Below are 10,341 nucleotides of genomic sequence, written 5' to 3' on the forward strand. Positions count from 1 at the left end.
CTTCCAGGCAGTGCTGGCCGGCACGCCCGTAACCGCGCGACACCACACCGGCGCGTATGCCGCGTGCCTGCAGATGCCGCACCAGGGCAATGACAACCGGTGTCTTGCCGGCGCCGCCAGCCACCACGTTGCCGACAACGATCACGGGAACGGGTACGCGCGCGGATTTGAAATAGCCGGTCCGGAAGGCCTGCCTGCGCAATTCCACCAGCAGCTCATGAAGTTTTGCCACAGGCCAGAGCAGGCGCGCCAGCACGCCGCGCCGCAGCCAGGCCTGCTGCAGCCGCTGCGACACCTTTACCGGGAGCCGGCCTGCGCCGCGCTCTGGGTAGCGAAGGTGATCTGCGTCAGGCCGCTGCGCCGGGCCGCTTCCATCACGGTGATCACCGACTGGTGCGTGGCGCTGGCATCCGCGCTGATGATGATGACGCTGTCCTTGCCGGCCTTGGCCGCCTGGGTGATGGCGGCACTCAGCGCTTCGATGCTGCGTCCGGGAACGGGCATCTTGGCGACCATGTAGCGGCCATCACTGCTGACGGCCACGATCACTTCCTTGGGATAGTCGCGCTGCTGGTCAGCGTCAGCCACCGGCAGCTTGATCTGCAGCTCGGTGAACTTGCTGTAGGTGGTCGACAGCATCAGGAAGATCAGCACCACCAGCAGGACATCGATGAAGGGGATCAGGTTGATCTCGGGTTCATCCCGCGAAGGGCCGTGGAATCTCATGACGCGTCTCCGCCAGGCTGATCCAGGGAGGTCAGGGCCCCTCGGGGGCAGTACACGCAGTGAGATGCAAGGGGGCTCATGACTTGCGCAAAGTGTTCAGGTGCCGCACAAAACGCTCGGCGGCAATTTCCATGGTCAGCAGGTAGCCGTCCACCCGCGCCCGGAAGTAGCGCCAGAAAATCAGCGAAGGGATCGCCACAATGAGGCCGAAGGCCGTGTTGTACAGCGCAATCGAAATACCCTGTGCCAGTTGCGCGGGGTTGCCGCCGGCCGCATTGGTCACGCCGCCGCTGCCCGCCTGGGAGCCAAAAATTTCGATCATGCCGATGACGGTACCCAGCAGGCCCAGCAGGGGAGCGGCCGAGGCAATGGTGGCCAGTGCCGCGAGGTAACGCTCCAGCGTGTGAGCGGCGCGGCGGCCCGCGCCTTCCAGCGTGGAACGCAAGTCGTCCTCGCTGATGCGCGGGTTGGTGTTGAGTGCGCGAAAACCGCTCGCCAGCACCTGGCCGAGCAGGGAGTTACGTTCCAGGTGGGACACCACATCGGGCGCCGGAACCGTGCTGCGCGACACGGTGATGGCCTCATCCAGCAATTTCGGCGGGGCAATTTTGGCGGTTTTCAGGCTGGCAAAACGCTCAATGACCAGGGCCAGCGCAAGGATGGAGCAGGCAATCAAGGGCCAGATGGGCCAGCCTGCGGCTTGTATGATCGAAAACAAGGAACGGTCTCCCGGGCAAATAGGTGCTGTGGATTATGGCCCAGCCAGCAACGCTAGCCGGTATGGCAGACACGAAGCAGAGCCTTTTGAGCATCCTGTAAGTTGTAGGACCTAACCCACAGATCTTGTGGATAACTTTGTTAGCAAGTAGCGGGCGACAGGCCGCCGGGCCGCGCCAAATGGGCACTGTGACAAAACGATGAAAAATTGAGCAGAATAAAGTTGTTTGAAATCAATGGGTTACACGAATTTATCTAAGCCTCCCCGGCAAACCGCGGGTTTGACCCTGCAAGCATGCGCCTCTGTGGAGTATTGCCCCCGGCAAATCAAGGGGTTTGACCGTGTTTGAACCCTCCCGGACGGTGGAGAGAGCTTCTTCTGGCGTGCGGGTCTGGCCGGTCGGATCGCTGTTGCGTGCCATCGCCGACAGCCTGGAAGCCCGTTTCAACCCGGTTGCGGTGCAGGGGGAGGTCAGCGGGTTTTCGCGGGCCGCCAGTGGGCACTGTTACTTTTCCCTGAAGGACGAGCAGGGCCAGATTCGCTGCGCGATGTTCCGGCGCACCGCCGGCCTGCTGGATTTTTCGCCGCGCGACGGACAACGGGTCGAAGTGCGCGGCCGGCTGGGCGTCTATGAACCGCGTGGTGAGCTGCAAATGGTGGTCGAGTCCATGCAGCAGGCCGGGCAGGGCAACCTGTTCGAGCAGTTCCTGCAGCTCAAGGCCAGGCTGGAGGCCGAAGGCCTGTTCGAGGTCGGCCGCAAGCGGCCGCTGCCGCTGCTGCCCCGTGCCATCGGTGTGGTCACCTCATTGGGCGCTGCAGCGCTGCACGATGTGGTCACCGCCCTGCGGCGCCGCGTGCCGCACATCCCCGTCGTCATTTATCCGGCCAGCGTGCAGGGCGCACAGGCGCCGGAAGAGCTGCGCCAGGCTCTGCGCCTGGCCGGCCAGCGCGCCGAAGTGGACGTGCTCCTGCTGGTACGCGGCGGCGGCGCCATGGAAGACCTCTGGTCCTTCAATGACGAGCAACTGGCGCGCCTGATCGTGGCATCGCCCGCGCCTGTGGTGTGCGGGGTGGGCCATGAGACCGATTTCACCATCGCCGATTTTTGTGCCGACCTGCGCGCGCCCACGCCAACAGCCGCCGCCGAAATGTGCGCCCAGCCGCGGGCAATCTGGCTGGGTGCACTTGAACTGGCGCAGGGCCGCATGCAGGACGGTGTCGAGCGGCAACTGCAGGCCCACAACCAGCGGCTGGACTGGGCTGCGTCGCGCGTGAGCAGGCCGTCACACCTTGTGACGCGCCAGCAGGCCCGGCTGGCCGGCCAGGCACAGCGCCTGCGGCATGCGCTGCAGTCCGGCATCCAGCACGAAAGAAACCACCTGAAGGGCCTCACGCTGGCCTTTCCGCAAGCCCTGTCGGTGGCGATGCAGCAGCAGCAGCGACGGCTGGAGCGCGCCGGACTGCGGCTGGCGCCGCTGGACCCCAAGCTCGTGCTGCAGCGCGGTTATGCCTGGCTCGCGGACATGCAGGGGCAGGCCGTCACCAGCGCGCGCGCCACCCGGCCCGGCCAGGCCTTGCGCGCTACCCTTGCCGACGGCGAGGTCGATTTGACCGTTTCCGCACCGCGGCTAATTTAGTTTTTACAATGCCCGTTGCCCTTCGCTTTATCAACAACACCTCACGAGGAAAAAAACATGGAACACAAGCTCCCCCCGCTGCCTTATCCCATTGACGCGCTCGCACCGCATTACAGCCAGGAGGCCTTCGAGTACCACCATGGCAAGCACCACAACGCCTACGTGGTCAACCTCAACAACCTGCAAAAGGGCACCGAGTTCGAGGCCATGACGCTCGAAGAGATCATCAAGAAATCAAGCGGCGGCGTGTACAACAACGCTGCCCAGATCTGGAACCACACCTTTTTCTGGAACTGCATGAAGCCCGCCGGCGGTGGTGAGCCTTCAGGCGCACTGGCCGCGGCCATCAACGCCAAGTTCGGCTCCTATGCCGCTTTCAAGGAAGCGTTTGTGAAGTCGGCTGTCGGCAATTTCGGCTCGGGCTGGACCTGGCTGGTGAAAAAGGCCGACGGTTCGGTTGACATCGTCAACACCGGTCCCGCCGGCACGCCGCTGACTACCGCCGACAAGGCGCTGCTGACAGTGGACGTCTGGGAGCATGCCTACTACATCGATTACCGCAACCTGCGTCCCAAGTTTGTGGAGACCTTCCTCTCCAACCTGGTGAACTGGTCTTTTGCCGAGTCCAACTTCGCATAAGTTGCACCGCGCATAAAAAAGCCGACATCATGTCGGCTTTTTTTTATGGGTGCCCGCAGGTCGCGTTCAGGGTGTTTTCACAAAAGGCTGGCCGGACAGCCGGCTGCCGGCCTTGATGCCCTTTTTCGCAAACCAGCCGGCATTCATTTCCAGCACGTAACGCACCGGTTTTTCGGAGCAGTGCGAGTCTGTGGTCTGCGGCTTCATGTCGGCCAGGTTCACGACGGTGCCGTCGTCGGCGACGAAGGCCGCGGTCAGCGGCAGCAGGGTGTTTTTCATCCAGAAGCACTGCTGGGCAGGCTGCTCGAACACGAACAGCATGCCTTCGGTTTGCGGCATCTCCTGCCGGAACATCAGGCCGATCTGCCGCTGTTCGGGCGTCAGCGCAAGCTGCGCATCGATCTGGTGCATGCCCGCCGACAGCCTGGCACGCGGCAGGCTGGTTTGCGGCGCATTCTGTGCCAGGGCAGTGCTCGCGATCAACACGAGGCCGAAAAGTGCATTGGCCAGGCCGTTTCGAACGGATGACTTGCTTGGGTTGTATTGCAGAGGCATGGGATCAACAGGAGAGGGTCAGGTAACGAGCATAAACGAGGGCCATGAAAAATGCCCGCAGTGCGGGCATTTTGGACAAAGCGCTGAAAGTATTACTTCTTGGCAGCGGCTTTTTCTTCCTTGGCTTTCTTGGCTGCAGCAGCTTTTTCAGCTTTGGCGGCTTTGGCAGCGGCGGCTTTTTCTTCCTTGGCCTTCTTGGCTGCAGCAGCTTTTTCGGCCTTGGCGGCTTTGGCAGCGGCGGCTTTTTCAGCCTTGGCTTTCTTGGCATCGGCTTTTGCGTCAGCTTTGGCAGCCGGAGCGGCAGGCATTGCAGGCGTAGCAGCTACTGCGGGAGCAGCAGGAGTAGCTGGGGCAGCAGGAGCGGCAGCTTGTGCAAAAGCACCGGCAGCGAAAAGACCAGCGATCAGGGCAGCGATGACTTTGTTCATGAGGATTTCCTGTAAGTGACGTTGTTGGAAAAGACCCCGAAAATTTCGGAGGCATCACCGTAACGAGGCCCGTTTGCAAACGGTTGACACAAGGGGCACCGAAAAGTCCCATCCCCTGTTTTGCGGCTAGAATTTAGGGGTTATCACCTAACCCGCGCCCAGCAGTTTCCCTGCAATTTTCAGCGCTTACCGGAGACTTTCCTACATGTACCAGCACATCAAGGTGCCCGCCCAGGGTCAAAAAATCACTGTCAATGCCGACAATTCACTGAATGTTCCGGACGAGCCGGTCATTCCGTTCATTGAAGGAGACGGTACGGGGGCGGATATCACGCCGGTCATGCTCAAGGTGGTGGACGCAGCCGTGGCCAAAGCCTACGGCGGCAAGAAAAAAATCCACTGGATGGAAGTTTATGCGGGCGAGAAGTCGACCAAGATCTATGGCCCTGACGTCTGGCTGCCTGAAGAAACGCTGCATGCCGTCAAGGACTATGTGGTCTCCATCAAGGGCCCGCTGACCACGCCGGTCGGCGGCGGCATCCGTTCTCTGAACGTGGCCCTGCGCCAGGAACTGGACCTCTACGTCTGCCTGCGCCCCATCCAGTACTTCAAGGGCGTGCCCTCGCCGGTGAAAGAGCCCGAGAAGACCAACATGGTCATCTTCCGCGAGAACTCGGAAGACATCTATGCCGGCATCGAGTTCGAAGCCGAATCCGACAAGGCCAAAAAACTCATCAAGTTCCTGCAGGACGAGATGGGCGTCAAGAAAATTCGCTTCCCCAACACCTCGGGCATCGGCATCAAGCCGGTTTCGCGCGAAGGCACGGAGCGTCTGGTGCGCAAGGCCATCCAGTACACCATCGACAATGACAAGCCCAGCCTGACGATTGTCCACAAGGGCAACATCATGAAGTTCACCGAGGGCGGCTTCCGTGACTGGGCCTACGCCCTGGCGGCCAAGGAATTCGGTGCCGAGCTGATCGACGGTGGCCCGTGGATGAAGTTCAAGAACCCGAAAACCGGCAAGGAAATCACCGTCAAGGATTCGATTGCCGACGCCTTCCTGCAGCAGATCCTGCTGCGCCCGGCCGAATACTCGGTGATTGCCACGCTGAACCTGAACGGCGATTACGTCTCCGACGCGCTGGCGGCCCAGGTGGGCGGCATCGGTATTGCCCCGGGCGCCAACCTGAGCGACACCATCGCCATGTTTGAAGCCACACACGGCACGGCACCGAAGTATGCCGGCAAGGACTATGTGAACCCCGGTTCCGAAATCCTGTCCGCTGAAATGATGTTGCGCCACATGGGCTGGACCAAGGCTGCCGACCTGATCATCAGCTCGATGGAAAAATCGATCGAGTCGAAGAAGGTCACCTATGACTTTGCCCGCCTGATGGAGGGTGCGACCCAGGTCAGCTGTTCCGGGTTTGGCCAGGTGATGATCGACCACATGTAAGCTGCCCGCCGGCCGCTTTGGCCGGCGACCTGCCGGACTGCCGGAAAAACAGGCAGAAAAGGCTGCAAAACCGCCCCAGGCTTTGGCCGGGGCGGTTTTTTCATGGGCTTTCGCCCTGCCTGCGAAAAGTCAATTGTGCGCGCTTGATTGTCGCGTTCCCGCCACCAATTTCCCTGTCAGGCGCACTGGACAATTCCGGTCGCTAGAATGAATTCCATGGCCAGCAAACCTCCCAAGACTCCCGCAACACCCAAGGCACCGGTCTTCAAGCCCGATGACGCCAACGGAGGTGATTCGGTCGTGCTTGAGCGCCGACCACAAAAGACCGTGCCCCCGCAGATGTACCAGGTCGTGCTGCTCAACGACGACTACACGCCCATGGAGTTTGTGGTGGTGGTGATCCAGGAATTTTTCAACAAGGACAGGGAAACCGCGACGCAGATCATGCTGAAGATCCACCTCGACGGAAAAGGTGTGTGCGGCGTGTTTTCCAAGGACGTGGCCACCACCAAGGTGGACCAGGTCACGGAAGCAGCGCGAAAGAACGGCCATCCGCTGCAGTGTGTGTGCGAGCCCATTGAATAATGGAAAAAACAGCCCATATCGGCTTGAAGAGTTACACAATGATCACATCAGATACCCCAGCCGCAAGCCGAAAGGAAACGCAATGATTGCCCAGGAACTAGAAGTCAGCTTGCACATGGCCTTTGTCGAGGCCCGGCAACAGCGCCACGAGTTCATCACCGTGGAACACCTGCTGCTCGCTTTGCTTGACAACCCCAGCGCGGCCGAGGTGCTGCGGGCATGCTCTGCCAACATCGATGACCTGCGCAAGGCGCTGGCCAATTTCATCAAGGACAACACGCCACAGGTCGCCGGCAGCGACGACGTGGACACGCAGCCCACGCTGGGTTTCCAGCGCGTGATCCAGCGCGCCATCATGCATGTGCAGTCCACCGGCAACGGCAAGAAGGAAGTCACCGGCGCGAATGTACTGGTCGCGATCTTCGGCGAAAAGGACTCGCACGCCGTGTATTACCTGCATCAGCAGGGCGTGACACGCCTGGACGTGGTGAACTTCATCGCCCACGGCATCAAGAAGAGCGACCCGCCCGAGCCGACCAAGGCCGGCGAGAGCGCTGCCGAGAACGAAGAGGGCGGCGAGAAGAATGAAAAGGCTTCGCCGCTCGAGCAGTACACCCAGAACCTGAACCAGCTCGCCAAGGACGGCAAGATCGATCCGCTGATCGGCCGCCACTACGAAGTCGAGCGCGTGATCCAGATCCTCTGCCGCCGCCGCAAGAACAACCCCTTGCTCGTCGGTGAAGCCGGCGTGGGCAAGACCGCGATTGCCGAGGGCCTGGCCTGGCGCATCACGCAAAAAGACGTGCCCGAGATTCTGGGCGAAGCGCAGGTCTATTCGCTGGACATGGGCGCCTTGCTGGCCGGCACCAAGTACCGCGGTGACTTCGAGCAGCGCCTCAAGGGCGTGCTGAAAGCGCTGAAGGACAAGCCCAACGGCATTTTGTTCATTGACGAGATCCACACCCTGATCGGTGCCGGTGCGGCCTCGGGCGGTACGCTGGACGCGTCCAACCTGCTGAAACCCGCGCTCAGCTCGGGCCAGCTGAAGTGCATTGGCGCGACCACCTTCACCGAGTACCGCGGCATCTTCGAAAAAGATGCAGCCCTGTCACGCCGCTTCCAGAAGGTCGACGTGGTTGAGCCGACCGTGCAGGAAACGGTGGAAATCCTCAAGGGTCTCAAATCGCGCTTTGAAGAGCACCACAGCGTCAAGTACGCGGTGGCGGCCTTGCAGGCTGCGGCCGAACTCAGCGCCAAGTACATCAACGACCGCCATTTGCCCGACAAGGCGATTGACGTGATCGACGAGGCCGGCGCCGCCCAGCGCATCCTGCCGCCGTCCAAGCGCAAGAAGACCATCACCAAGGCCGAGGTCGAGGAGATTGTGGCCAAGATCGCGCGCATTCCGCCCGCCAATGTGTCCAACGACGACCGCGGCAAGCTCAAGACGCTGGAACGCGACTTGAAGAGCGTGGTGTTCGGCCAGGACAAGGCGCTCGATGTGCTGGCTTCCGCCGTGAAGATGGCGCGTTCGGGCCTGGGCAAGGACGACAAGCCGATCGGCTCCTTCCTGTTCTCCGGTCCCACCGGCGTCGGCAAGACGGAAGCGGCCAAACAGCTGGCCTACATCATGGGCATCGAGCTGATCCGCTTCGACATGTCCGAGTACATGGAGCGCCATGCGGTGAGCCGCCTGATCGGCGCGCCTCCGGGCTACGTCGGGTTCGACCAGGGTGGCCTGCTGACCGAAGCCATCACCAAGAAGCCGCATGCGGTGCTGCTGCTCGACGAGATCGAGAAAGCGCATCCGGACATCTTCAACGTGTTGCTGCAGGTCATGGACCACGGCACCTTGACGGACAACAACGGGCGCAAGGCCGATTTCCGCAACGTGATCATCGTCATGACGACCAATGCCGGCGCCGAGACCATGAACAAGGCGACGATCGGCTTCACGAACCCGCGCGAGGCGGGCGACGAGATGGCCGACATCAAGCGCCTGTTCACACCCGAGTTCCGTAACCGCCTCGACGCGGTGGTGAGCTTCAAGGCGCTGGACGAAACCGTCATCCTGCGCGTGGTCGACAAGTTCCTGCTGCAGCTCGAGACGCAACTGGCCGAGAAGAAGGTGGACGTGACCTTCACCGACACGCTGCGCAAGTACCTGGCCAAGAAGGGCTTCGATCCGCTGATGGGCGCACGCCCGATGCAGCGCCTGATCCAGGACACGATCCGTCGTGCACTGGCCGACGAACTGCTGTTCGGCCGCCTGGTCGATGGCGGGCGCCTGACGGTGGACATGAAGGTGACCACCGACGAAAAAGGCGTGGAAAACGGCGAGGTCGTGCTCGACATCCAGCCGCTGCCGAAGAAGGAAGGCCGGGCAAAACCCGAAGCCGAAGAGGCCACGGCAGACTGAAAGCCCGTTTAGGCGTTCGGCAAAAAGGCCGGTAGCATGGCGCTACCGGCCTTTTTTTATTTTGCTCCTGAAACAATAGCTGCTTGCGCCCGTTCTCATTGGGCTAGAGCACTATTTTCTCCACTAACCCGAAAAAAAGCATTCAACCGATGGCTCCGCACACCTTTCTCTGGCACGACTACGAAACCTTTGGCTTGAACACGCGCCGTGACCGGCCGGCGCAGTTCGCCGGAATCCGCACCGATGCCGAGCTCAACGAGATCGGCGAGCCGCTGATGATTTATTGCCAGCCGGCCAGGGACTACCTGCCCGATCCGGCCTCCTGCCTGGTTACCGGCATCACGCCGCAGCTGTGCCTGGAGCGCGGCCTGCCCGAGCATGCGTTCGCCGCCCGCATCGAAGCCGTGCTGGCCCAGCCCGGCACCATAGGCGTGGGCTACAACACCATCCGGTTCGATGACGAGGTGACGCGCCACCTGTTCTGGCGCAACCTGACGGATCCCTATGCACGCGAGTGGCAGAACAACTGTGGCCGCTGGGACCTGCTCGACGTGGTGCGCATGGCTTACGCCTTGCGGCCCGAAGGCATGGAGTGGCCGATGAAGCCGGACGAACGCCGGCCCGGTGAAGCCGATGCGCTGCGTCCCAGCTTCAAGCTCGAAGACCTGGCGCGCGCCAACGGCCTGCTGCACGAGTCGGCGCACGATGCGCTGTCCGATGTGCGCGCCACGATTGCGCTGGCCCGTCTGATCCGCACGGCCCAGCCCAGGCTGTTCGACTTCTGTCTGGGGCTGCACAAGAAAGACCGTGTGGCCGCCGAACTCGGCCTGCCCACCAGCCCGCAGACCGCCCAGCCGTTTTTGCATGTGTCGGGCATGTTCCCGCCCGAGCGCGGCTGCCTGGCCGTCATGTGGCCGCTGGCCATGCATCCGTCGAACAAAAACGAGCTGCTGGCCTGGGACCTGGCGCAGGACCCCGGCGAGCTGCCGCTGCTCGACGTGGCCACCCTGCGCCAGCGCCTGTTCAGCAAAAGTGCCGACCTGCCGGAAGGCGTGGCGCGCCTGCCCATCAAGTCGGTGCACCTGAACAAGTCGCCCATGGTCGTGCGCAAGCTGGCGACCCTGAGCCCGGAGATGGCGGCCAGGTGGGGCGTGGATCTCGAAGCGGCGTTGCGC

The 10,341-nt window shown here is 62.0% G+C and carries 11 protein-coding genes; 7 read left to right on the forward strand and 4 right to left on the reverse strand.

The window, feature by feature from the left end; genetic code table 11:
• The 3 genes from WA904_RS14325 to WA904_RS14335 form a co-directional block, all read right to left on the reverse strand.
• Positions 1-295: tetraacyldisaccharide 4'-kinase (locus WA904_RS14325; RefSeq protein WP_425197796.1), on the reverse strand; the 295-nt coding region annotated here is incomplete at its 3' end.
• A 2-nt stretch (positions 296-297) separates the two neighbouring features.
• Positions 298-726, reverse strand: a complete 429-nt coding sequence (locus WA904_RS14330; RefSeq protein ID WP_425197797.1) for an ExbD/TolR family protein — start codon at positions 724-726, stop codon at positions 298-300.
• Positions 727-802: 76 nt separating this feature from the next.
• Positions 803-1,444 (reverse strand): MotA/TolQ/ExbB proton channel family protein, encoded by a 642-nt coding sequence (locus WA904_RS14335; RefSeq protein ID WP_348065245.1) that lies wholly within the window; start codon positions 1,442-1,444, stop codon positions 803-805.
• A 341-nt stretch (positions 1,445-1,785) separates the two neighbouring features.
• Between WA904_RS14335 and xseA the strand changes: the two genes are divergently transcribed.
• Both xseA and WA904_RS14345 read left to right on the forward strand, forming a co-directional pair.
• On the forward strand, positions 1,786-3,081 hold the full coding sequence (gene xseA, locus WA904_RS14340; RefSeq protein WP_425197798.1) for an exodeoxyribonuclease VII large subunit: 1,296 nt from the start codon (positions 1,786-1,788) through the stop codon (positions 3,079-3,081).
• Positions 3,082-3,138: 57 nt separating this feature from the next.
• Positions 3,139-3,720, forward strand: coding sequence for a superoxide dismutase (locus WA904_RS14345; protein ID WP_348065241.1), 582 nt, complete (start codon positions 3,139-3,141; stop codon positions 3,718-3,720).
• Between the two features lie 66 nt (positions 3,721-3,786).
• Here the strand turns inward: WA904_RS14345 and WA904_RS14350 are convergent, their stop codons facing one another.
• Positions 3,787-4,275: a DUF192 domain-containing protein gene (locus WA904_RS14350; protein ID WP_425197799.1), complete on the reverse strand. Its 489-nt coding sequence runs from the start codon at positions 4,273-4,275 to the stop codon at positions 3,787-3,789.
• Positions 4,276-4,319: 44 nt separating this feature from the next.
• On the opposite strand from WA904_RS14350, the gene WA904_RS14355 reads away from it, so the two are divergent.
• The 5 genes from WA904_RS14355 to sbcB form a co-directional block, all read left to right on the forward strand.
• Positions 4,320-4,718 (forward strand): hypothetical protein, encoded by a 399-nt coding sequence (locus tag WA904_RS14355; RefSeq protein WP_425197800.1) that lies wholly within the window; start codon positions 4,320-4,322, stop codon positions 4,716-4,718.
• 190 nt (positions 4,719-4,908) lie between these two features.
• Positions 4,909-6,162 carry an NADP-dependent isocitrate dehydrogenase gene (icd, locus tag WA904_RS14360; protein ID WP_425197802.1) on the forward strand — a complete coding sequence of 418 codons (1,254 nt, stop codon included), beginning with the start codon at positions 4,909-4,911 and terminating at the stop codon, positions 6,160-6,162.
• A gap of 216 nt (positions 6,163-6,378) precedes the next feature.
• On the forward strand, positions 6,379-6,747 hold the full coding sequence (gene clpS, locus WA904_RS14365) for an ATP-dependent Clp protease adapter ClpS (RefSeq protein ID WP_425197803.1): 369 nt from the start codon (positions 6,379-6,381) through the stop codon (positions 6,745-6,747).
• A gap of 82 nt (positions 6,748-6,829) precedes the next feature.
• A complete protein-coding gene (gene clpA, locus WA904_RS14370) occupies positions 6,830-9,166 on the forward strand; it encodes an ATP-dependent Clp protease ATP-binding subunit ClpA (RefSeq protein WP_425197804.1) in 2,337 nt (778 codons plus the stop codon).
• Between the two features lie 149 nt (positions 9,167-9,315).
• The coding region (gene sbcB / locus WA904_RS14375) for an exodeoxyribonuclease I (protein WP_425197805.1) at positions 9,316-10,341 on the forward strand (1,026 nt) is incomplete at its 3' end.

It is taken from the genome of Polaromonas sp., from assembly GCF_049790275.1.
Classification (GTDB): Bacteria; Pseudomonadota; Gammaproteobacteria; order Burkholderiales; family Burkholderiaceae_C; genus Polaromonas.

What these genes read in the sequence shown, in the direction of transcription:
- WA904_RS14330 (WP_425197797.1), bottom strand. Translation starts at nt 726, where the DNA reads ATGAGATTCCACGGCCCTTCGCGGGATGAACCCGAGATCAACCTGATC.
- WA904_RS14345 (WP_348065241.1), top strand. Translation starts at nt 3,139, where the DNA reads ATGGAACACAAGCTCCCCCCGCTGCCTTATCCCATTGACGCGCTCGCA.
- WA904_RS14350 (WP_425197799.1), bottom strand. Translation starts at nt 4,275, where the DNA reads ATGCCTCTGCAATACAACCCAAGCAAGTCATCCGTTCGAAACGGCCTG.
- WA904_RS14355 (WP_425197800.1), top strand. Translation starts at nt 4,320, where the DNA reads ATGAAAAATGCCCGCAGTGCGGGCATTTTGGACAAAGCGCTGAAAGTA.
- icd (WP_425197802.1), top strand. Translation starts at nt 4,909, where the DNA reads ATGTACCAGCACATCAAGGTGCCCGCCCAGGGTCAAAAAATCACTGTC.
- clpS (WP_425197803.1), top strand. Translation starts at nt 6,379, where the DNA reads ATGGCCAGCAAACCTCCCAAGACTCCCGCAACACCCAAGGCACCGGTC.
- clpA (WP_425197804.1), top strand. Translation starts at nt 6,830, where the DNA reads ATGATTGCCCAGGAACTAGAAGTCAGCTTGCACATGGCCTTTGTCGAG.